The sequence below is a fragment of the Seohaeicola saemankumensis genome, assembly GCF_021021435.1.
GTDB lineage: Bacteria > Pseudomonadota > Alphaproteobacteria > Rhodobacterales > Rhodobacteraceae > Seohaeicola.
Genome location: NZ_JAINWI010000016.1, coordinates 23568 through 46573, shown reverse-complemented (window position 1 = coordinate 46573; position 23006 = coordinate 23568). Strand labels below are relative to the sequence as shown.

Below are 23006 nucleotides of genomic sequence, written 5' to 3'. Positions count from 1 at the left end.
CTCATTCCGCTGCAACGGCATTGGGGCTGACAGGCGCATTCTTGCGGCTGATGACAGGGTTTGTGACACGCTTTTCCGCCGCATCGCCCAGCATCGCCGCAATTTTGGCGGCCTCAGGGATGCAGCGCAGCGCGGGCTGCGTGCGGCGCATGACCCAAGGGCGCACATGCGGCCAGCACACCAGATAGGACAGGCGGGTATCACCCAGCAGATCCAGTGCGATGGTGCCGGTGCCGCCCTTGCGCAGGTCCAGTGTCGCATTGGCGATCTGCGTATAGGGCAGGTTCAGCGTCACGGTCAGCGCCGCCCCGATCCGCATGGCGACGCGGCGGTTGGTGATCGTGTAGACGGTCGCGCGGGCCTGGATGAAGGCGGTCAGCATCAGCAGCCCGCAGACAATCGCGCCCAGCACCAGAAACGGGCTGGACCCGCTGAGCGCCTGCGCGATGGTGACCTGATCGCTCAGCACCGTGTAGCGCCACAGGGCGAGGAACACGAAATAGGCAGCGACCCAGTAGAGGTTCAGCGATTCCTTGGTCAGGGCCCACCAGTCGGGACGCCCTTGCCACAGGATCACCTCGCCCTCGGGCGGAAGTTCGGGCAGGCCTTTTACCGGCTCCTGGTCAAAATCGTCATGGGACATGATGGACCCCTTTCCTTGATATCAGAGTTGCGGCTCGAGCCGGTCCTGGCTGGCATAAAGTTTGCCGCCACCGTAATAACCCGAGATCTTGTCCTCCTCGAGCAGGGTGACCTGACGCGGCGAGGCGATTTTCGGCACGTTGTTGAAGTGCTTGCCGAAGATCGAGTGGATCTTGACGCGGTCGGACTTGATCTTGACCAGTGTCATCGGCACCAGACGGGTGCCTTCGCCCCATGCGGGATCAAGCTTGATCTCGAGATAGCGGACCATCTGTTCCGGTTCGTCGATCCACATGTCCACGATGGTGCCGACGATCTCAAGATCGCCTGCCTGCACAGGCAGACCGCGCGGGTCACGTCCGGCAGAGACATGGAAATGCTCGGTCGCGACCATCGGGATGATCTTGGGGTGACCCTTGCCGTCCAGTTCCGGCACATCGCGGCGCGGTGCCCACGAGGCGGGACCGACACCGTCAATCATCGGATCGCCTGTCGGCTCGAACGGGAAACCGTTGCCTGCCGCTGTCTTGCGCAGGGCAATATCCTGGCGGTCAGGGTTCTGGCCGCTGGGAACGGTGACATTGCCACGGCCATGCGGCAGCTTGAATGTCTTGTCGTCCGGCACAGGAAACAGGCCCTGATTGGCGGCAATATTGCCGTCATCGTCTTCCATCGGATAGCCTTCGCGCATGTTCTCGCGCTGGATGTAAAAGATGAGAAGGGCGAAGAAGCCCCAGAAAAGCCAGAGCGAAAGGCTGGCAAGATCGAATTCGCCGAAGAATGTTTCTGTCATGGTCGTATCCTCTTGAGGGAAGCCGTGGGATGCTGTGATCAGGTTGGAAAGTCGGCCAGGCCGATGCCGTTCGGCCCTTGGTCGGGTTGGTCGGATCTGGCCGAGACAGTCCGCACCAGCGGACCCAGAGCAACCAGGGTGATGAAGAGAATGGCAATCTCCGTGTGGTAGACGACGGAATATCCTGTCGCCGGATTGTTCAGGGCTTCGCCCAACTGGCCGCTCAGCGCCATGTGGTTGACCCAGTCGCGCAGCGCGCCACCGAAGGCGATAGAACTGCCTGCTGCCGTGGCTTGTGCTGCCCCCCATGCGCCAAGCGCCAACCCGCGCCCCGCCAGCCCCTGCGCGGGCATCGCCATCGCGGCCATCAGGGTCGAGACTGCGAAAAGCCCGCTGCCGAAACCGATCATCAGTGCGCCTGCAAAGAAGATCGTGGGCGAATTCATCGGGGCTGCAAAAATCACGATGGAAAAGGCCGATACGCCCGCAAGGATACCGCCGCCTGCCATCCGGTAGGGGTTGGCCTTGCGCGACAGCATCCGTGCCGCAAGTGCAAAGCCCAGCAGTGCGCCGCCTGCCCACATCGCGGTCAGCGTTGTGGTCGCACCGACAGACAGACCAAGGATCTCGCCGCCATAAGGCTCCAGCAGCACATCCTGCATGTTGAAGGCGATTGTGCCCAGAAACACCACGGCCAGCAGGCGGCCCGCAGTGCCGCCTCTCATCAGATCGGCCCAGGCATCGGCGAATTTGGGGCGCGGGGCCTCGCGTTCTTCCTTGGTCATCGGGCGCACGGCTTCCTGTTTCCACAGGGCAAGGATGTTCAGCGCCAGACCGACCACAGCGGCCCCCTGCACCACACGGATTAGCGTCAGGCTGGTGAAATCGCGCAGCAGGAACCCGATGATCAGCGCGGATGCGCCCATGCCCAGCAGGAACATCACATAAAGCAGCGCCACCACGCGGGGGCGGGTCTCGTCATCGGCGCGGTCGCTGGCAAGGGCCAGACCCGCGGTCTGCGTCATGTGCAGGCCAAGACCTGTCATCAGAAAGGCAAGTGCCGCCAGCACCTCGCCCGCAAAGGGGATGTCATGGACAACATCGCCGCCCAGCACCAGCAGGGCAAACGGCATCACCGCCAGCCCGCCGAATTGCCACAGAGAGCCGAACCAGAGGTAGGGAATACGCTTCCAGCCGATGGCGCTGCGATAGGTGTCGGATTTGAAACCCAACAGCGCGCGGAACGGGGCGATCAGCACGGGCAGCGCGATCATGAAGGCCACGATCATCGCGGCAAGGTTCAACTCGACGATCATCACGCGGTTCAGCGTGCCCAGAAGCATGACCGAGGCCATCCCGACCGAGACCTGAAACAGTGACAGACGCAACAGTTGCGCCATCGGCAGACCGGCACTTGCCGCATCCGCAAAGGGCAGCATGTTGGCTGTCATGCGTATCAGGAAAGGGCAGTCCTTGCGTGTCACTTCGAGAACTCCAGCGCCTGGCTGATGTAGAAACCGGAAGAGATGCGTCCCAGGTCCCGGATGCGGCCTGCGCCGCGCAAGCCGTGGGCCAGCGTGGCGGGGGAATGTGGGATCATCACCGGCGAACGGTCGGAACGGGGAAACAGCTTGCCCGCATACCACATGCCCATCAGCAGCGTGGTGCGCGGCGCAACGGTGAAGACAACCGAACCAGCGGTCCGGTTGGCCAGCGTTTCCAGTGCGTTGCGGATATCGGCATCGTTGTAGTAGATCAGGCTGTCCATCGCCATGACGTGATCGAAGCGCCCCAGCGTGTCGGCCAGCATATCGCCCGACGCGAAAGTGACGCGGCCTGCCAGATCGACCGGCAGGCGCTTGCGCGCGATCTCGACCAGCGAGGGCGAGATATCGACGGCCATGACATCGGCACCGCGCGCGGCCAGTTCCGCCGTCATCTGTCCCGCGCCGCAGCCTGCGTCCAGAACCCGCGCGCCGCGCAGGTCCTCGGGCAGTTGCGCCAGCATGCGCGCGCGCATCCCGTCACGCCCGCGCCGCACGGTCTCGCGGATGCGTGATACCGGCGCATCCGAGGTCAGCCGCTCCCATGTGCGGGTCGCCGTCTTGTCGAAATAGGTCTCGACCCGACTTAAGGTGCGGTCATAGCTCATCAATCAAACCCGAGCAGTTCAAAGATTTCACGATCCGGCAAAGGCGCCGGTGCAAGTGTGGCGGTCGAATTGTAAAGCGCCTCGGCCAGCCGCATGTATTCGGCGCGGCACTGAACGATATCCTCGTCATCGGGCATCTCGAACAGGGTCTTTTTCTTCAGACGCGAGCGGCGCAGCGCATCCACATCGGGCATATGGCCGATCCGGTTGAAACCCACGGTGCGGCAGTAGCGATCCACCTCGTCGGTATCCTTGCTGCGATTGGCAACACAGCCCGCCAGACGGACCTTGTAGTTGTTCGATTTGGCCTGCACCGCCGCGATGATCCGGTTCATGGCATAGATGCTGTCGAAATCATTGGCCGTCACGATCAGCGCCAGATCGGCATGTTGCAAGGGCGCTGCGAAACCGCCGCAGACCACATCGCCCAGCACGTCGAAGATCACCACATCGGTATCTTCCAGCAGGTGATGCTGCTTGAGCAGTTTCACTGTCTGGCCCACGACATAGCCGCCGCAACCGGTGCCCGCAGGCGGTCCGCCCGCCTCGACGCATTTGACGCCGTTATACCCCTCGAAGACGAAATCCTCGGGGCGCAGTTCTTCCGAATGGAAGTCCACATCCTTGAGAATGTCGATCACTGTCGGCACCAGCGTGCCGGTCAGGGTGAAGGTGCTGTCATGTTTGGGATCGCATCCGATCTGCAACACGCGCTTGCACAGTTTGGAAAACGCCGCCGACAGGTTGCTCGACGTGGTCGATTTGCCGATCCCGCCTTTGCCATAGACCGAGAAAACCTTGGCTCCCTCGATCTTTGTGTCGGCGTCCTGATGCACTTGTACAGAACCGTCGCCATCCAGTCCGCGCAGGCTGGGGATTTCGTCACGTGGGCTCATGAGAGCCTCCTTTCAAACTGGGCGGTTTGCCCTGTTTCTCTTTGCCGGAAATACTCCGGGGATGTGGGGGCTGGCCCCCACTGCGATATCGTCTGACTGGTCAGCGCGCGTTTCATTCTGCCGCGATCCCTTCCAGCCGGTCTTCCAGTTGATCCGCAGCCGCCTGCAATGCGGCCAGTGTTGCGGCGTCGGGTGTCCAATAGGCGCGGTCGCTGGCTTCCAGCAGGCGGTTGGCCATACGGCTCGAGGCGACAGGGTTCAGATCAGCCAGACGCTTGCGCATCACCTCATCCAGAACGAAGGTCTCGCTTAGCCGCTGGTAGACCCAAGGCTCGACCTGTCCGGTCGTGGCCGACCAGCCCATCGTGTTGGTTACATGCGCCTCGATCTGGCGCACGCCTTCGGCCCCGTGCTTGAGCAGCGGCTCGAAAAAGCGCGGGTTCAGCGCACGCGAACGGGTCTCAAGCGCGACTTGTTCCTGAAGCGTGCGGACCTTTCCCGCCCCGCGGGTCTGGTCGCTGATATAGACAGCCGCCTCGGTGCCGCCGCGGGCGCGTTTTACCGCGCGGGAAATGCCGCCCAGCGTGTCGAAATAGTGGTCCACAGTGGTGACGCCCAATTCGACCGATTCAAGGTTCTGATAAGCCAGATCGACATCTTTCAGCGCCTTTTGCAGCAGCGCCGTGTTCTGCGTGGCCTTGCCGGACACACCATAGGCAAAGCTTTTGCGCGCCTCATAGGCATCGGCCAACTCGTCCTCTTGCCCGAAGGCCGAACTGTCGACCATTTGGTTCACGTTCGAGCCATAAGCGCCCTCGGCATTGGAAAACACGCGCAGGGCGGCGGTTTCCAGATCGCTGCCCATTTCGGCTGCATAGGCCAGCGCATGGGCGCGGATGAAGTTCATCTCGAGCGGCTCGTCGGCTTGGGCGGCACGCAAGGCGGCCTGCGCCAGCATCTTGGTCTGCAAGGGTAGCAGGTCGCGGAAGATGCCCGACAGGGTCATTACCACGTCGATGCGCGGGCGGCCCAGCTCGGCCAGTGAGATCAGATCGGCACCCGACAGGCGGCCAAAGCTGTCAAAGCGCGGCTTCGCGCCCATCAGCGCCAGCGCCTGTGCGATCGGGCCGCCATCGGATTTGATATTGTCGCTGCCCCATAGCACCATCGCCACGGTGCGCGGCGTGGATTTATGCGTATCCAGCAGCAATTGAGCTTGTTTTGCACCTTCGCGGCAAGCAAATTCCGTAGGCATGCGGAACGGATCGAAGGCATGGATATTGCGCCCCGTCGGCAGCACATCGGGCGAGCGGATCAGATCGCCACCGGCAACGGGCGGTGTAAAGCGGCCTTCAAGCGCGCGCAGCAGGGCGGGAATCTCGTGATCCTGTTTCAGCAGCGCCTCGACCCGTGCATGGGTTTCGGCATCGCAATCGGCCATCACGCGCAGATATTCGATCCGCGCCAGGTTGCTGAGCGGACGACCCAGCACATGCAGACCGTCAGGGATCAGGGCGTTTTCGGTTTCAAGCAGGCGCAGCCACAGCGCGGCGGGGGCGACCTCGCTCATATCCACGGCGCGGGCCTGTTCCGCGATCAGCAATTCCAGCTCCTCGCGGGCTTCCGCGTCGGGGGCCATCGCGCGCCAGCGCGTCAGGCTGTCCTTGAGTTCGGCCAGACCTTTGTAAAGGCCAGACGCGGCCAGCGGGGGCGTCAGATGCGTGATGGTCACGGCACCGGTGCGGCGCTTGGCCAGCGTCGCCTCGGACGGGTTGTTCGAGGCGTAGAGATACACGTTCGGCATATCGCCGATCAGACGGTCGGGCCAGCAGGCCCCGCTGACGCCCGCCTGTTTGCCGGGCATGAATTCCAGCGCGCCATGCATGCCGAAATGCAGCAGCACATCGGCTTTGAAATTGTTCTTTAGCCACAGATAGAAGGTGGTGAAAGCATGGGTCGGTGCAAAACCGCGCTCGAACAGCAGGCGCATCGGATCGCCCTCGTAGCCGAATGTGGGTTGCAGCCCGACAAAGACATTTCCGAATTGCGCGCCCAGCACGAAGACGCCGCGCCCGTCGCTTTGCACGCGGCCTGGGGCAGGGCCCCATGCAGCTTCGATCTCGGACAGCCACGGGGTCTGCGCGACGATCCGGTCTGCGCTGACATGGTCGGCGACATTCGCCTCCTGCCCATATTGGCGGGCCGATCCTTGCAGGACGACCTCGCGCAATTCCTCGACCGTGGCGGGCGGGGTCAGGTCATAGCCTTGTGCTGCCAGCGCATGCAGGGTGTTGTGCAGCGATTCGAACACGCTGAGATATGCAGCAGTGCCAGCCGCGCCAGCATTCGGCGGAAAGCCGAACAGGACGATCGCCAGTTTCCGCTCGGCTGCCGTGCTTCGCCGTAACAGAGCCTGCTTTTCGACCCGCAGCGCCAGTTTCTCGATCCGCTCAATACAAGGCGACATCTGCTTGGCCGCAGCGGTGTTGCGGCACATATGCGCGCAACCGTTGCAGCCGTCCTGCCCGTGGCGTCCGGCAAAGACGGATGGGTTTGTTGCGCCATCCAGTTCCGGCAGCGCGATCAGCATCGTTGTCTCGATCGGACCCAGACCGCCTGTCGAGGAGGCCCACTGGCCCAGCGTCTGGAATTCCAGCGGATGGGCCGCGATATAGGGCACGTCCAGCGCCTTGAGCACCTTCACCGCGTTGTCATTGTCGTTATAGGCAGGGCCGCCCACCAGCGAGAAACCGGTCAGGGACACAAGCGCATCCACCTGCGCGATACCGTCCTTGGTGAAATAGGCATCAATCGCGGGGCGACCGTCCAGACCACCGGCAAAAGCAGGGATCACGCGCAACCCGCGTGCCTCGAAAGCGCGGATCACGGCATCATAATGCGCGGTATCCGATGACAGCACATAGCTGCGCATCATTAGCACACCCACCGTGGCAACGGGTGCTGTCGGTGCGGGCAGATCGGCAGGATCGGTCGTGATCCGGCTTTCAAGATCGGGGTGGTAAAGCCCGCAATCGGGGTATTCCAGCGGGGCAGGCGCCGGCGCACCGCGCCATTGATCCACGCGGCCATAACGCGAGATCAGAAAGCGGACCATGCCTTCGATATTGTCGTCGGAACTGCCCAGCCAGTATTGCATGATCAGGAACCATGCGCGCAGATCCTGCGCCTTGCCGGGAATGAACCGCAGGATACGCGGCAGGCGGCGCAGCATCTTCATCTTGCTCTCGCCGCTTTCGGACGAAGGCTTGGACGTGCCGCGCAGTTTCTTGATCAGTTGCATCGCGCCCGAGGCAGGCTTGGCCATGTCCAGCGTGCCCATGCGGGTCAGCTTGACGATCTGGGCATCTGCAATGACACCGATCATCGCGTCGCAATGATCGCGGCGCGCCTGAAGCGCGGGCAGGATCGCGTTGATATGTTCCTCAAGGAACAGCAGGTTCGAGATGACGATATCGCCGGTCTCGATGGCCTGTTTTGCGGCCAGAAGCGCCGCGGGGCTTTCACCCCATTCGGCAGCAGCATGGACACTGAGCGAGAGGCCGGGGAAATCCCGCGACAAACGCTCGGCAGCGCGGGCGCAGGGGCCAGCGGCGTGGCTGTCCAGCGTCAGGATCACGACCCTGTAGCCCGGCAGCGGGCCTTTTATCATCCGGTCATCGCGCATAATGGGCTTTTGCCTCGTAAAGCGTATCAACGCTGATTTCTTGCAGACCTTTTTGCTGGGCGAATGTCTCGGTGTTGCGGCGTGCTTTGCCGCGTACGAAGAAGGGGATCTTTTTCAACTCGCGCTCCGCATCCGACAGCCAGATCACCTCGCCCGTCTGCGGGGCTGTGGCGTCGCTGTTGGCGGCGGTTACAGGCTCTGATTCAGCCTCAGGCGCGGCTACGGCCTTGCCACCATGATGGCTGGCGCCGGCCGCGTCGTGGAACTCGAAATCGTCGCGGAACATATGCAACAGGTGCTCTTCCAGCCCCATGACCAGCGGATGAACCCACGTGTCAAAGATCACATTCGCGCCCTCGAACCCCATCTGCGGGCTGTAGCGGGCGGGGAAGTCCTGCACATGGACGGGTGCGGAAATGACTGCGCAGGGGATACCCAGACGCTTGCCGATATGGCGTTCCATCTGGGTGCCAAGGATCATCTCGGGGGCCAGCGCTTCGATAGCGGCTTCGACCTCAAGATAGTCCTCGGTGATCAGGGCGGTCAGGCCGAATTCCTTGGCGGTGGCGCGGATATCGCGCGCCATCTCGCGGTTGTAGCAACCAAGGCCCACAACCTCGAACCCCATCTCGTCGCGGGCGATGCGGGCGGCGGCCTTCACATGGGTGCCGTCGCCGAACAGGAACACGCGCTTGCCGGTCAGATATGTGCTGTCCACGGATGCCGAATACCACGGCAGGCGCAGGCGGGCCTCGTCGATCTTGGGCGAGAGGCCGGTGATCGCGGCCACTTCCGCGATGAAATCGCGGGTGGCACCGACACCGATCGGCACGGTCTTGGTAAACGGTATACCCAGATCCCGCTCCATCCAGCGGCAGGCGCTTTCGCCTGTTTCGGGATACATCAACACGTTGAAATGCGCGGCCCCGAGGCGGGCGATGTCGGACGGTGTGGCCCCCATCGGCGCGCAGACATTCACATCGACGCCCATGTCGGACAGCAGGCCTGTCAGTTCCTCGATATCGTCGCGGTGGCGGAAACCAAGGGCGGTCGGCCCGATCAGGTTGCAGGTGATCCGGTCGGTTTTGGCAACCGGCTTGGCCAGATGGCGCACGATCTGGAACAGGGTTTCGTCCGCGCCGAAGTTTTCCTTGCGCTGGTAGCTGGGCAATTCCAGCGCGATCACTGGCACCGGCAGACCCATGGTTTCGGCCATGCCGCCAGGATCGTCCTGAATAAGCTCGGCGGTGCAGGAGGCGCCGACGATGATCGCCTCGGGCTGGAACCGCTCATAGGCATCGCGGCAGGCATCCTGAAACAGTTGTGCCGTATCAGAGCCAAGATCGCGCGCCTGAAAGGTCGTGTAGGTCACCGGCGGGCGATGGTTGCGCCGCTCGATCATGGTAAACAGCAGATCGGCATAGGTATCGCCCTGCGGGGCGTGCAGCACGTAGTGCAGGCCCTTCATCGCAGTAGCGACACGCATCGCGCCGACATGGGGCGGGCCTTCATATGTCCAGACGGTCAGCTTCATTCTGCCGCCTCCAGCTTCAGAAGACCGCGACGGCGTAGGGGCCGCGAGAACAATCCCGCCAGATCGCCGGCCTGCTCGTAGAAATGCACAGGTGTGAAGACCAGTTCGATCGCCCATTTGGTCGCCAGACCTTCAGCCTCAAGCGGATTGGCAAGGCCAAGGCCGCAGACTGTCAGATCGGGGCGGGCGGCGCGGCAGCGGTCGAGTTGCAGATCGACATCCTGCCCCTCGCTCAGCACCGGGCCTTCCGCCAGCAGGTCCAGATCGGGGCCGACGATGTTGTGATGGATATAGGGCGCGCCAACCTCGATCGCGGTCATGCCACATTCGCGGGTCAGGAAACGGGCCAGCGGAATTTCAAGCTGGCTGTCAGGGAAGAAGAACACCGACTTGCCGCGCAATCCTTCCGAGGCTTGCGCCACGGCACGGCGGGCACGGTCACGGGGGGCGGCGGTGACGCGGTCGAACACCTCTTGTGTGACACCGAATTCACTGGCCACAGCAGCCAGCCAAGCGGTTGTGCCTTCCTCGCCAAAGGGGAAGGGGGCCGGAATATGGCGCGCGCCACGGCGTTCAAGCTCGGCATGGGTGTCGCCAAGGAAGGGTTGCAGCAGCGCGAATACCGTATTGGCACCGACACCGAACTGATCGGCAGCGCGATGTGCAGGCAGAACGCGGATCGGGCCAATGCCCATCTGCTCCAGCAGGCCGACCGCCTGTTGTTCGACCACATCGGGCAGCGCGCCCACCAGCATCAGCTCGCGCGATTCGGTCGCGGGCAGCACCGGCACCATCGAGGCAAGGCAGGCATCCTCGCCCTGGGTAAAGGTGGTTTCAATGCCGGAGCCCGAGAAATTCAGCACGCGCACATGCGGCGCATAGGTCTGTGTCATCCGTTCTGCCGCTTTGGACAGGTCCAGTTTGATCACTTCGGAGGGGCAGGAACCGACGAGAAACAGTTGTTTGATGTCAGGCCGGCGTGACAGAAGTTTTGCCACGACCGAATCCAGTTCGTCCTGCGCATCTTTCATTCCCGCAAGGTCAGTCTCTTCAAGAATCGCTGTTCCGAAGCGCGGTTCGGCGAAGATCATCACCCCTGCGGCACTCTGTAAAAGGTGGGCGCAGGTGCGCGAACCGATGACCAGAAAGAAGGCGTCCTGCATCTTGCGGTGCAGCCAGATGATGCCGGTCAGACCGCAGAAAACCTCGCGCTGGCCGCGCTGTTTCAGCACGGGTGTTTCGCGGCATCCGGTGGTCACGGGAAGGGGGCGGTTCAGGGTCATATGGCCCCCTCTGCCTGCAGGCGCGCGGCCCGCAATTTTAGCAGGAACTGACCCGCGTTGATGATATAGGCGGCATAGGCTGCAAGGGCGAGGATCATCAGGTCCACAGGGGCCAATGATCCGGTGTAAAGTGCCCAAATATAAACAGAATGCAGTGCGATGACGGCAAAGCTGAACACGTCTTCCCAGAAGAATGCCGGGGCGAAAAGATACTGTCCGAAGACCACCTTTTCCCAGATCGCGCCGGTCACCATGATGAGAAACAGAAAGCCGGTTTTGACCACGATCGACAGGGTCGCGATCTCGTATCCCAGACCCGTTGTCAGGTAGCGGATCACCAGCCCCAGAGAGACAAGGAAAACCAGAAACTGGAGGGGCGCCAAAACGCCCTGCACCAGCGTCCAGACCGTCGCATCCCGACGCAGACGCTCTGCCTCGGTATAGAGGCCGGTCCGGTCTGATCTGCCTCTAAGGCTTTGCGACATGTCCGACTCCATCCGGTTGCGTTATGTCCAAAGTAACGGCGTCAGAATAAAAGTGTCAACTAAAACTTACACAACGGGACTGTAAGGTGAATGCTGTCAATTTAGGCTTACTCTTTTGAAAAAGTCCTTATAAACAATGAAAAACAAATGTTTCACGCGGCGATACGCAGCGGGCAGCCGCGAAAAAGAGCCGGACTGTCAATTATCTTTGACATTTGCCCGCCAAAACCGGACAATATCCCCTGTGAAGGTTCAGTTTGGGCGCATCGCGCTCGGTGGCGCGCCTTTCGAGACAGGTCGCGGGGGGCAGATGTCCAGAAGACCCAATCAGCTCGACACCTCAGGCGCGCAGGTTTCTGCGCTCAAGGGGATGTTTCAGGTCGGAGATCTGGCTAGCCGCGTCATCTCGGTGTTGCGCCAGCGCAGCACGGCGGAGACGGCGCTTTTGTGCGATGCGATCATCGACAGGCTGCTGGCCGCAATCAGCGATCCGCGCGGTTTCGATACCGGGGCAGCATTGGACATGTTGCGTCGCGCCCATCTGTCGGACCTCGATATCATCAAATGCTACATCCCTGAGGCTGCGCGCCATCTTGGTTGCCAGTGGGATCAGGACGACAAAAGTTTCGCACAGGTCACCACGGCCTCTGCGCGGTTGCAGGACATGGTGCGGATGCTGTCCTCGGACTGGAGCGACAGCATCGTGCCGCGTCGCGGGTCGGAACAGCTTGGTGTCCTTCTGGTCATTTGCGACAATGATCTGCACACGCTGGGCATGGCCACCATTGCCGCGCGCCTGCGCCATGACGGCCATTCGGTGCGCGTGATCACCGGCGTGACGATGACCGATATGCGCAAGGCGCTGCGGCAGGACTGGTACGATCTGATCATGTTTTCCTGTGCGCGATCACAAGCACTTGATCCGATAAGCGAATTCGTTAAACACATTAGAATGACTGTTCGAAATGCACCACCGATGATCCTTGGTGGTCTGATCCTCACACAGGTTTCGGATGCCCAGACCAGAACCGGCGTGGACCTTGCGACGAATGATTTGCAACTTGCCCTCAAGCATTTCGATACACGCTCGGTCGACAAACGGCTTGTGGCGGAATAGATGACAAAAAGCGGTTCTCCTTTCTGGTCCAGCGGATCGGTTCCCTTGATCGAACCTGAATTTCTCCGCAGCATTGTGGCGGCAGCTTCGGATATTGCTTTGGTGATTTCCCGCGATTGCCTGATCCAGTCGGTGCTGATCAACGAGAATGACAGCTCCTACGGTAATCTGGACCACTGGGAAGGGCGGCGTATCCAGCAATTCCTGACACCGGAAAGCGTGCCCAAGTTCGAGAACGCGGTGAAACGCTTTATCGACAGCGACGAGAACCTGCGCCCGGTCGAGTTGAACCATTCCGACAATGCCGTCTGGGAATTCCCGATCCGCTACAGCTTCCACCGGATTGGCACGGATGGCCAGATCCTGATGCTGGGGCGCGACCTGCGGCTGATCGCAGAAACGCAACAACATCTGGTGCAGGCGCAAATGGCGCTGGAACGCGGCTATGAGGCGCGGCGCGAGTTTGACAGCCGCTATCGGCTGCTGCTGGCGACAACGCGGGATGCTATCGTCTTTGTCTCGGTCGGGACGGGGCGGATCAAGGATATCAACGATCCGGCAGCCAGCCTGCTGGGGGCGTCGCGCGAAGATCTGACAGGCGCGACCTTCGCGCAGGAGTTCAAGGACAAGCGGAGCGGCGAATTTGTGGAATCGCTGGTCAATCTGGCAATTTCCGAGGCGGTCTCGGATCTGGAAATCCAGACAAGGCGTAGCCGCAAGCGTGTGACCCTGACGCCGACGGTCTTTCGCGCAGGTGGCGAACGTATCCTGATCTGCCGCCTTGATCCCGGTGAGGATGCGCGCGTGGTCGAGGACCAACTGGCGATGAACCTGTCCACGCTCTATCACAGCGGGGCAGATGCGGTTGTCTTTACCGACAGTAAGGGCGTGATCGCCTCGGCCAATGACAGTTTCCTGAATCTGGCGGATGCAGCGCATATGTCGGATGTGAAGGGGCGCAGCCTTGGCGATTTCATGGCGCGCGGGCAGATCGACCTGAATGTGCTGATCGACAATGCCCAGCGGTCCGGCAATATGCGGATGTATGGCACACAACTGATCAATGACTACGGTGGCAAGGTCGCTATCGAAGTGGCGACAACATGGCTGAATGACCGTTCCTACCCGTCTATCGGTTTCGTGATGCGCGATGTCAGCCGTGTCGATGCGGTTCGCAAGCCTGCCGCGACGGTGGACGAGGGATCGCAACACAACGTCATGGAGCTGGTCGGGTCCGCGACATTGAAAGAGATCGTGGCCGAGACCACCGATGTGGTCGAGAAGATGTGCATCGAGACCGCCGTGACCCTGACACGCAACAACCGTGTGGCCGCCGCCGAAATGCTGGGCCTGTCACGGCAGAGCCTTTACGTGAAGCTGCGGAAATACGGGCTTCTGAGCAAAGACGGCGACGACTGAGGGCTGCTGCCCCGCACGCTGAATCCATCCGCTTCATGCGACATTTATAGGCAATTCCAGACCGTTGTTTTTCTTGCGTCGACTCGCAATGTAATGCCATAGTTGACACATGACTGTAAACCAAACCTTACACATTCGGACTATGCCAGAACCGGCGGCGATGCTGCGGCTGATCAAACCGATCACATGGTTTCCGCCGATGTGGGCCTATCTCTGCGGTGTTGTATCCTCGGGTGTTTCGCCTTCGGGCCAATGGGGGCTGGTGCTTCTGGGCGTCATCCTGGCTGGTCCGATTGTTTGCGGCATGTCGCAAGCCGCAAATGACTGGTGTGACCGCCACGTTGACGCCATCAACGAGCCAGACCGCCCGATCCCGTCAGGGCGTATTCCCGGCCGTTGGGGTCTGTGGATCGCGCTGGCGATGACGGCGCTGTCGCTGCTGGTCGGCTGGCAGCTTGGGCCTTGGGGTTTCGGGGCAACCGTCGTGGGTGTGCTGGCCGCATGGGCCTATTCCGCCGAACCCGTCCGCCTGAAGCGGTCGGGCTGGTGGGGGCCGGGTCTGGTCGGGCTGTCCTATGAAAGCCTGCCATGGTTCACAGGCGCCGCTGTGCTGAGTGCGGGCTCGCCATCGCTGGCGGTGGTGGTGATTGCGCTGCTTTACGGGATTGGCGCGCATGGGATTATGACACTGAACGATTTCAAGGCGCTGGAAGGCGACCGCCAGATGGGGGTGAATTCGCTGCCCGTCACAATGGGGCCGGAACGCGCCGCAAGGCTGGCCTGCTGGGTCATGGCCCTGCCGCAAGCAATGGTCATCGCGCTGCTTTTCATGTGGGACAGACCGCTGCACGCGCTGGCGATTGTCGCGGTGCTGGCGCTGCAACTCTGGGCGATGCGGGTGCTGCTGACCGATCCCAAGGGCCGCGCGCCATGGTATAATGGCACGGGCGTCATGCTTTACGTGGGCGGCATGATGATTGCCGCCTTTGCCATCCGCACGCTGGAGGTGCTGCCGTGACGCTTTCTTGGCTGTCCATTGTGCGCCTTGGTCTGGTGCAGATGTGCCTTGGTGCGGTGGTTGTTCTGACGACATCGACCCTGAACCGCCTGATGGTGGTGGAACTGGCGCTGCCTGCCCTGCTGCCAGGGTTTCTGGTGGCGCTGCACTATGGCATCCAGATCACGCGGCCCAATTGGGGCTACCGGTCCGACACTTCGGGCAACCGCACGCGGTGGATCATCGGGGGCATGGCGATTCTTGCAGGCGGGGCTTTTACCGCAGCGATGGCGATACCGCTGCTTGAGGCGAGTTTCATGGCCGGTCTTGCCGTATCCGTGCTGGCCTATGCGATGATCGGTCTGGGGGCAGGGGCCTCGGGCACCTCGCTTCTGGCGCTGCTGGCTACGGCCACCGCCCCGCACCGCCGTGCGGCGGCGGCAACGATCACTTGGCTGATGATGATTTTCGGCATTGCCGCAACAGCGGGCACCGTGGGGGCCAATCTTGATCCCTATAGCCATGCGTTGCTGATGCGGATTGTCGCCATCGTCACAGGCGGAGCCGTGGTGCTGACAACGCTGGCAATCTGGCGTGTGGAACGCGGTCTGGATGCCCAACCCGAACCCGACGAGATGCCGTTTGTCCAGGGCCTGCGCGAGGTCTGGGGCGAACCCAAGGCGCGCATGTTCACGCTGTTCGTCTTTTTGTCGATGACCGCCTATTTCATGCAGGAACTGATCCTTGAACCCTATGCCGGTCTGGTTTTCGGTTTCACACCGGGGCAATCCACCTCGTTGTCGGGCGCGCAGAATGGTGGCGTGTTTATCGGTATGCTGATCGTGGGCATTGCCGCGACAGGGCTGCGGATCGGCACATTGCGCGCATGGGTCGTGGCGGGCTGTCTTGGATCGGCGGCCAGCCTTGGCATGCTGACGCTGCTTGGTCCGATGGGACCGGGCGCGCCCTTGGTGCCGGTCGTCGTGGCGCTGGGTTTCTTCAACGGCATGTTTGCGGTCGCGGCTATCGGGTCGATGATGGCGCTGGCCGGTGAGGGGCGCGGCGCGCGCGAGGGCACGCGGATGGGGTTGTGGGGGGCCGCGCAAGCGATTGCGGCGGGCTTTGGCGGATTGCTGGGGGCAGCTTTGGTCGATGCGCTGCGCGCACTGCTTGGTCAGGATGCGCCTGCATTCGGTGCTGTTTTCGTAGCGGAAGCCGCATTGTTTCTGGCCGCCGCGTTCATGGCGACACGCATAATGGAAAGCCGCCGAGGTGGCGCTCAACTGGTTCCGGGAGAATGAGAATGTATGATGTCGTCGTTGTGGGCGCTGGCCCCTCGGGTGCCACTGCCGCCGAAGATCTGGTGCGGTCGGGTTTCAAGGTGGCGATGCTGGACAGGGCCGGACGGATCAAGCCCTGCGGCGGGGCCATTCCACCACGCCTGATCGCCGATTTTCATGTGCCGGACAGCCAGATCGTCGCCAAGATCACGACCGCGCGCATGATCTCGCCCACGGGACGCAAGGTCGATATCCCGATCGAGAACGGATTTGTCGGCATGGTGGACCGCGAACATTTCGACGAGTTCCTGCGGGTGCGCGCGGCAGATGCCGGGGCTACGCGGTTGACGGGCACCTATCTGCGGATCAAGCGCGACGCAGGCGGCACGCATGTCATCTACCGCGACAAGGCCACGGGCGAAGAGATATCCCTGACCACCAAGCTGGTGATCGGCGCGGATGGTGCGCGATCGAAGGTGGGGCGCACCGAAGTGCCGGGCGGTGACAAGATCCCATACGTTCTGGCCTATCACGAGATTATCGAGGCCCCTGCCAAAACCGCGATCTATGACCCCGAACGCTGCGATGTGATCTATGACGGCGCGATTTCGCCCGATTTTTACGGCTGGATTTTCCCGCATGGCAAATCCGCCAGCATCGGCATGGGCACCGAGGTGGACAGCGTCGATCTGAAGCAGGCAACCGCCGATCTGCGCGCCGCGGCGGGCCTGAGCGATTGCAAAACGATCCGGCGCGAGGGCGCGCCGATCCCGCTCAAACCGCTGGACCGCTGGGACAATGGCAGCGATGTGCTGCTGGCGGGCGATGCGGCAGGTGTTGTGGCACCGTCTTCGGGCGAGGGGATATTCTATGCCATGGTTGGCGGGCGTGTTGCGGCCACGGCAGCGGCGGCCTGCCTGACAACGGGTCGCGCGCGCGACTTGAGGCTGGCGCGGCAATTGTTCATGAAGGATCACAAGATGGTGTTCCGTGTATTGGCCTCGATGCAGAATGCCTATTATAGGTCGGACGAGCGGCGCGAGCGGTTTGTATCGCTCTGCCATGATGTGGATGTGCAGCGCCTGACATTCGAGGCTTACATGAACAAGAAATTGGTGCGTGCAAGGCCGATGGCGCATATCAAGATCGGCCTGAAAAACCTCGCGCATCTGACGCGTCTTATTCCGGCGAACCGCGTATGAGCCTGATGATCCCCGCCTGGGTCAATGACGAGTTGACCCCCGTCGACAAGCTGGAAGTGCACAAGCGCGGTTTGCGTCACAAGGCTGTGTCGGTCTTTGTGATCCGTGGCACCGATGTGCTGATCCAGCGGCGCGCCCTGGGCAAATATCACACGCCGGGCCTGTGGGCGAATACCTGCTGCACCCATCCCGACTGGGACGAAGCACCGGAGGTTTGCGCCACGCGCCGCCTGCGCGAGGAGTTGGGCATCACCGGCCTGCATCCCGAACATCGCGATTGCGTGGAATACCGCGCCGATGTGGGGGCCGGCATGGTCGAGCACGAGGTGGTCGATATCTATCTGGCGCGCGCCGACAAAGGGCTGAGTGTAACCCCCAACTCCGACGAGGTGATGGAGGTGCGCTGGGTCAACTATCAGGACCTGCAAGCCGAGGTCGCGCGCTGGCCCGAACGCTTCACGCCGTGGATGAAGATCTATCTGGCTGAACATAGCGACCGGATTTTCGGGCCGGATATGGTCTATCTGGCCAGCCTGTCGCAGGAATAGGCCAGTCGGCCAGGTTTAGCGTTTCGTGATGTCAAACAACCGCTTGTCCCACCAGACTGGTATTTCAAGCCCCGGCTTGATCATCGGGAATTCCGGATGTGCGGCATTGAAAACAACGTTGAATTCCATGCGTGCGACCACGGATGGCACCACCAGCATCGCCGCGCGTGTTTCTTTATACCACGCCGTGCCAAGCCGCCGCGCAACATTTCCATCAGCAGCGGCCCAGCCGGGAATTGTATCGGGGTTGACGACCTCATAGGACAGACCAGCGGGAACCGTGATTTCCAGAAAATGCTGATTGGGCGGCAAAGCGCCGTTGTAATGCACCAGTTTTTCCAACATTGCCGTGGAATAGGTCCGTGAGGCATAGATTACATCGGCCCCTGCCTCGTGCCATCGGCCTGAAGCGCGCCTTGCGCCACCTGAGTCCCAGATCGGCCATATCCCGTCAGGATCGCCGATCCGGTAGGTCTTCCACGTTTCGGGAAGTTTCCTGTGCCTCATAGGGCAAAGCCTGCCTCGGCACGACGCAGCAGGTTCAGGACGGCATCGGCCCCAGCGGAACTTGATCGCGCCAGATCCAAGGGAGCCTGATGATCCAGCAGCGGATGTGGCGTCGTCAGGAAACGGTGCGCGGCATCCTGATCGCCGTGATAGGCGCGCGCGACAGCATCGACGACACGGCTCATCTCATAAAGTCGCTCGCTCATTTCGCGCGGCAGAACCTTGCGGTCTTTTCTGGCGCGGCGCAGCGTTGCTTCGGGAATGATCTGTCCGACAACCATCCCGCGACCCAGAAAGTCCGCAAGTCTGTCAGCCGCGGCAGGGAGCAACCCTTCGCCGACCTTGCCTGCCAACGCGACATCGGTCATCGGCTCCTCGGTTGTCAGGCCAAGGATCAATCCAATCCGCCCCGCCTCTGAACTGGGGAGTTGTTCGGGGTTGATATAGGCGTCAAGCGCGCTCATGGGGTATCCTCACCAGCTTATGTCATTTGACGACAATATAGCCGTCGTTTGACACATTTACAACGCCACTTCGCAAGTGGGCAGAGGACTGAATGCAAAAAGCCCCGCCGTGATCCGGCAGGGCTTTTGCTTGTCATGCTGCCAGGATCAGTCGTGCGGTTTGGGTTTGCCGCTGGCTTGGGCCAGATTGGCGCTGATCTGGTCGCCCAGTTTTTGCAGGCTTGGCAGTTGCACCGCCATATCCATGATCGCATCCACCGTGGCATTGACGGGTGAGGCGGGGCGGTCGGACCCGTCGCCGCGCGTGCCACCGACACCGGTCAGATGGTTAATGCTGATGCCGGTGATCTTCTCGGCAGGGCGCACCATCTCGGCCAGAATGCGCGGCATCGCTTCCAGTCGCGCTTTTTCCAGTTCCATCGCGATGATTGCGTCCGAGCGGGAATTCTCGGCATCGATACGCGCACGCTCGGCTTCGACCTTCGCCAGTTCCACGGTCTTGGTCGCCTCGGCCTCGGCGCGGCGGGCATCGGCCTTGTCAGCGGCGGTCGCCTTGTCGGATGCAGCAGCGATCTCGGCACGTTTCGCGGCGGCTTCGGCCTGTTCCTGCGCGGTGATCAGGGCCAATGCGCGGCGGCGCTCGGCCTCGGCCATGGCGCGGGCGGTCTGCACGGCCTCGGACGCGGTGACAGCTTCGGCGCGGGCGGTGTCAGCCTGCGCCTGCGCGCGGCTTTCTTCCTGACTTTTGGTGGAAATCTGGATCTGACGGTCACTCTCGGCATCCTCCAACGCGCGGCTTTGCGCGATCTCGGCCACGCGGATCGCCTGTTCGCGGGCGATATCGGCGGCCTGAATATCCTGCTCCATACGGATGCGGGCCTGTGCTGCGGTGCGTTCGCTATCGGCCTTGCGCTGCGCCACTTCGGCCAGTTGCGCGGCCAGAAGGGTTTCGATCTCTTGGCCTTGCGCGATCTCGGCGCGGCGCTCCTCCAGATCAATCTCCAGCTTGCGCTTGGCCGCTTCCATCGCGGCGCGGCGCACGGATACATCGCTTTCGCTCTGGATTTCGGCGCGCTCCTTCTTGGATTTGGCAATCACCTCGGCCAGTTTACGCATACCAACCGCGTTGAAGGCGTTATTCTCGTCCAGCGCGGAAAACGGCGTCTGGTCGAGGGCTGTCAGCGAGACTGAATCAAGCTGCAAGCCGTAATTCGCCATCGCCTCGGCCAGACCCTCGCGCACCTCGCGGACAAACTGGGCGCGGTTCTCGTGCAACTCGTCCATCGTCAGACGGGCCGCGACCGAGCGCAGCGCGTCAATCATCATCCCGTCGATCAGCCCGCGCAACTGGTCGGGCTGGAACAGACGCTTGCCAAGGGTTTGGGCGGCACGGGTGATCGTATCGGCCTGTGACGTCACCGAGACATAGAAATCAGCCCCCACATCGACGCGCAGACGGTCCTTGGTGATCAGTGCGGCCTCGCCCGTGCGAGACACGGTCATGCGGATCGTCTGCATGTTGACGCGCGTGATCTCGTGGAAATAGGGCAGGGCCAATGTGCCGCCGTCAATGATGACGCGCCGCCCGCCGATGCCGGTTTTCACCAAGGCCACCTCGTTCGTGGCGCGGTCATAGAACCATGCGGCCAGCACGATCAGCGCTGCGGCAATGATGATCAGGACAATGATCCAGCCCAAAGCAGACATATCAGCCTCTCCTTCAGATAAGCCCGTGCATTTCGCACAGGATGTTCGACGACATGCCCCCGTCGACTGGGATATTGGTGCCACGGACCCAAGTGGTCATGTCCGACAGCAGGAAAGCGACGACCGGCGCAATGTCATCGGCCCGTCCGGGGCGGTCCATCACGCGCATGTCTTCCTCGGCGCGCGTGCCTAGGGTTTCGATGAAGTCGCCAAGGATCGGCGTATCCACAGGGCCGGGGCTGACGCTGTTCATGCGGATGCCGCGATCCCGCCATGTCCAGCGGTTTTGCTGCGTCCACGCGATCAGCGCTTCCTTGGAAAAGAAATAGCTGCGCCCGCCGGCATTGGTGATGTCATGCTGCGCCATGAAGGAGGTCACATCGTCGATATCCACGCTTTCACTGGCGCGGATCGCGGGCACCGCTTGCGGCCAGCCGAACCCCGCCAATGACGCCAGATTCACGATGGATGCACCATCGTTCAGCTTGGGGATCAGGCCCAGCGTCAGGCGTTTCAGCCCGAACAGGTTGACCTTGAGCACCTTGTCGGCAGGGGCTGTCGGCGGCAGGCCCGCGATATTGGCGATCCCGTCGATCCCCTGTGGCAGCGCATCCACCAGCGCGTCAATCGTGCGCCCGTCGGTCAGATCGGCGCGGTAGAACTCCTCGACATGGTCAAAACGCTTGGTCACATCGACGCCCAGCACGGTCGCGCCCATTGCGGTGCACAGGCGCGCAGTCTCAAACCCGATGCCGCTGGCCGATCCGGTCACAACGATCACCTTGCCCTTCAGAAGGGGGCTTTTCTCCCACGCAGCCATCAGAACACCGGCGGATAGGGGCGGTGGCCACGGTCAAGCGTGATCCAGCGCGTTTCGGTGAAAGTCTCAAGCGACCACTTGCCACCATGCCGCCCAAGGCCGGAGGCTTTTGATCCACCAAAGGGCACGTGTGGTTCGTCATTGATGGACGAGCAGTTGACGTGGCACATCCCCGTTTCCAGATGCCGCGCCATCCGCAGGGCGCGTTCCTCGTTGCGGGTGATGATACCGGCGGACAGGCCGTATTCGGTGTCATTGTTCATGGCGATCGCCTCGGTATCCGTCTTGAACGGCACGACGATGGCGACAGGGCCGAATGTTTCATCGCGCCAGACATCCATGTCGGGGGTGACGTTGGTCAGGATCGTAGGCTCCACGTAGCGGTCCCAGACGCGGCCGCCCAACACGGCCTTGGCGCCCTTGGCCAAAGCATCCTCGATCTGGTGCTTGACCCGCGCGACCTGCCGTTCGTTGATCAGGGGACCGATCACATTGGCCTTGTCTTTGGTATCACCTGTTTTCAGCTTCGACGCGCGGGCCACGAATTGCCGCAGGAAATCGGCATAGATGCTTTCCTGCACCAGCACCTTTTCCACGCTCATGCAAATCTGGCCCTGATGCATGAAACTGCCGAAACTGGCCGCACTTGTAGCGCGCTCCATATCGGCGTCTTCCAGCACGATCAGGCTGTCCTTGCCGCCAAGTTCAACGCAGCATTTTTTCAGATGCGCGCCCGCCTTGGCCGCAATCTGGCGACCCACGGGGGTTGATCCGGTGAAGGAAATGCCCTTGACCAGCGGGTTCTCGATCATCTCGTCGCCCATGTCCTGCACGCGGTCGCGGCTACAGGTGATGACGTTGAACACGCCCTTGGGGATGCCTGCCTCTTCCAGCACCTCGGCAAAGAAAAGCCCGCCTGCATAGGGCGTATCCTCGGAAGGTTTCAGAACGATTGTGTTGCCTGCCGCCAAGGGAAAGGCAAAGCCGCGCGCGGTCAGGATACCGGGCATGTTCCACGGGCTGATGACGCTGATCACACCCATCGGATAGCGCACAGCGGTCGAGAATTTGCCATGCTCGGAGGGAAGCACCTCGCCGATATTGCCGTAAAGCACACCGGCCGCCGCGCGGAAGACTTCTGACACATAACCCGCCTCGAACATGCCCTTGCCGAACCAGCCGCCACCCTCGACCTGTGCAGCGGCTACGAAATCGGGGGCGCGCTTTTCCCAGATATCGGCGATTTTCAGCATGTAATGGGCGCGTTCCTGAAACATCAGGGTCGACCATGCCGGAAACGCGGCTTGTGCCGCCTCGATCGCCATGCGGGTCTCATGACGGCCACCATCGGGGATGCGGGCGTAAAGCGATCCGTCAGAGGGGTTGATATCGTCAAAGCTGCTTTGGCCGGCAACCCAGTTGCCGCCGATATACATGCCCTTGACGGTTTTCATGCTGTGCGAGTCGAGCATCTT

20 protein-coding genes are annotated in these 23006 nt (G+C 61.8%); 6 read left to right on the top strand and 14 right to left on the bottom strand.

What is annotated here, in order from left to right:
* Position 1: 1 nt before the first annotated feature.
* The 9 genes from puhB to bchF form a co-directional block, all read right to left on the bottom strand.
* Positions 2–643, bottom strand: coding sequence for a photosynthetic complex putative assembly protein PuhB (gene puhB, locus K7H22_RS14990; protein ID WP_230801686.1), 642 nt, complete (start codon positions 641–643; stop codon positions 2–4).
* Between the two features lie 21 nt (positions 644–664).
* Positions 665–1435, bottom strand: a complete 771-nt coding sequence (gene puhA / locus K7H22_RS14985) for a photosynthetic reaction center subunit H (RefSeq protein ID WP_230801685.1) — start codon at positions 1433–1435, stop codon at positions 665–667.
* 38 nt (positions 1436–1473) lie between these two features.
* Positions 1474–2886, bottom strand: coding sequence for a PucC family protein (locus tag K7H22_RS14980; RefSeq protein ID WP_230801803.1), 1413 nt, complete (start codon positions 2884–2886; stop codon positions 1474–1476).
* A 29-nt stretch (positions 2887–2915) separates the two neighbouring features.
* Positions 2916–3587, bottom strand: coding sequence for a magnesium protoporphyrin IX methyltransferase (gene bchM / locus K7H22_RS14975; RefSeq protein WP_230801684.1), 672 nt, complete (start codon positions 3585–3587; stop codon positions 2916–2918).
* Entirely contained in the window at positions 3587–4483 is an 897-nt protein-coding gene (gene bchL / locus K7H22_RS14970; protein WP_230801683.1) for a ferredoxin:protochlorophyllide reductase (ATP-dependent) iron-sulfur ATP-binding protein, read from the bottom strand. Before bchL ends, bchM begins: the two co-directional genes overlap by 1 nt.
* Positions 4484–4595: 112 nt before the next feature.
* Positions 4596–8168, bottom strand: a complete 3573-nt coding sequence (locus tag K7H22_RS14965) for a magnesium chelatase subunit H (RefSeq protein WP_230801682.1) — start codon at positions 8166–8168, stop codon at positions 4596–4598.
* Positions 8158–9702 carry a ferredoxin:protochlorophyllide reductase (ATP-dependent) subunit B gene (gene bchB, locus K7H22_RS14960; protein ID WP_230801681.1) on the bottom strand — a complete coding sequence of 515 codons (1545 nt, stop codon included), beginning with the start codon at positions 9700–9702 and terminating at the stop codon, positions 8158–8160. Before bchB ends, K7H22_RS14965 begins: the two co-directional genes overlap by 11 nt.
* Positions 9699–10985, bottom strand: coding sequence for a ferredoxin:protochlorophyllide reductase (ATP-dependent) subunit N (locus K7H22_RS14955; RefSeq protein ID WP_230801680.1), 1287 nt, complete (start codon positions 10983–10985; stop codon positions 9699–9701). The genes bchB and K7H22_RS14955 overlap by 4 nt, the downstream gene beginning before the upstream one ends.
* On the bottom strand, positions 10982–11470 hold the full coding sequence (gene bchF / locus K7H22_RS14950; protein ID WP_230801679.1) for a 2-vinyl bacteriochlorophyllide hydratase: 489 nt from the start codon (positions 11468–11470) through the stop codon (positions 10982–10984). Before bchF ends, K7H22_RS14955 begins: the two co-directional genes overlap by 4 nt.
* Positions 11471–11780: 310 nt before the next feature.
* Between bchF and K7H22_RS14945 the strand changes: the two genes are divergently transcribed.
* The 6 genes from K7H22_RS14945 (at position 11781) to idi (ending at position 18033) form a co-directional block, all read left to right on the top strand.
* Positions 11781–12587 (top strand): cobalamin B12-binding domain-containing protein, encoded by an 807-nt coding sequence (locus K7H22_RS14945; protein WP_230801678.1) that lies wholly within the window; start codon positions 11781–11783, stop codon positions 12585–12587.
* Positions 12588–14006 carry a transcriptional regulator PpsR gene (ppsR, locus tag K7H22_RS14940; protein WP_230801677.1) on the top strand — a complete coding sequence of 473 codons (1419 nt, stop codon included), beginning with the start codon at positions 12588–12590 and terminating at the stop codon, positions 14004–14006.
* A gap of 109 nt (positions 14007–14115) precedes the next feature.
* Positions 14116–15024, top strand: coding sequence for a chlorophyll synthase ChlG (gene chlG, locus K7H22_RS14935; protein ID WP_230801676.1), 909 nt, complete (start codon positions 14116–14118; stop codon positions 15022–15024).
* Entirely contained in the window at positions 15021–16304 is a 1284-nt protein-coding gene (locus K7H22_RS14930; RefSeq protein ID WP_230801675.1) for a BCD family MFS transporter, read from the top strand. Before chlG ends, K7H22_RS14930 begins: the two co-directional genes overlap by 4 nt.
* 2 nt (positions 16305–16306) lie before the next feature.
* Positions 16307–17485: a geranylgeranyl diphosphate reductase gene (locus K7H22_RS14925; RefSeq protein ID WP_230801674.1), complete on the top strand. Its 1179-nt coding sequence runs from the start codon at positions 16307–16309 to the stop codon at positions 17483–17485.
* On the top strand, positions 17482–18033 hold the full coding sequence (gene idi / locus K7H22_RS14920; protein ID WP_230801673.1) for an isopentenyl-diphosphate Delta-isomerase: 552 nt from the start codon (positions 17482–17484) through the stop codon (positions 18031–18033). The genes K7H22_RS14925 and idi overlap by 4 nt, the downstream gene beginning before the upstream one ends.
* A gap of 15 nt (positions 18034–18048) precedes the next feature.
* Here the strand turns inward: idi and K7H22_RS14915 are convergent, their stop codons facing one another.
* The 5 genes from K7H22_RS14915 to K7H22_RS14895 form a co-directional block, all read right to left on the bottom strand.
* Positions 18049–18540, bottom strand: coding sequence for an RES family NAD+ phosphorylase (locus K7H22_RS14915; protein WP_230801672.1), 492 nt, complete (start codon positions 18538–18540; stop codon positions 18049–18051).
* The gene (locus tag K7H22_RS14910) at positions 18537–19004 is read right to left on the bottom strand and encodes an antitoxin Xre/MbcA/ParS toxin-binding domain-containing protein (RefSeq protein ID WP_230801671.1); all 468 of its coding nucleotides are present in this window, start codon (positions 19002–19004) and stop codon (positions 18537–18539) included. The genes K7H22_RS14915 and K7H22_RS14910 overlap by 4 nt, the downstream gene beginning before the upstream one ends.
* A 147-nt stretch (positions 19005–19151) precedes the next feature.
* Positions 19152–20711: a flotillin family protein gene (locus tag K7H22_RS14905; protein ID WP_230801670.1), complete on the bottom strand. Its 1560-nt coding sequence runs from the start codon at positions 20709–20711 to the stop codon at positions 19152–19154.
* A 13-nt stretch (positions 20712–20724) separates the two neighbouring features.
* The gene (locus K7H22_RS14900; RefSeq protein WP_230801669.1) at positions 20725–21531 is read right to left on the bottom strand and encodes a coniferyl-alcohol dehydrogenase; all 807 of its coding nucleotides are present in this window, start codon (positions 21529–21531) and stop codon (positions 20725–20727) included.
* Entirely contained in the window at positions 21531–23003 is a 1473-nt protein-coding gene (locus K7H22_RS14895; RefSeq protein ID WP_230801668.1) for an aldehyde dehydrogenase family protein, read from the bottom strand. The genes K7H22_RS14900 and K7H22_RS14895 overlap by 1 nt, the downstream gene beginning before the upstream one ends.
* Positions 23004–23006 lie beyond the last annotated feature (3 nt).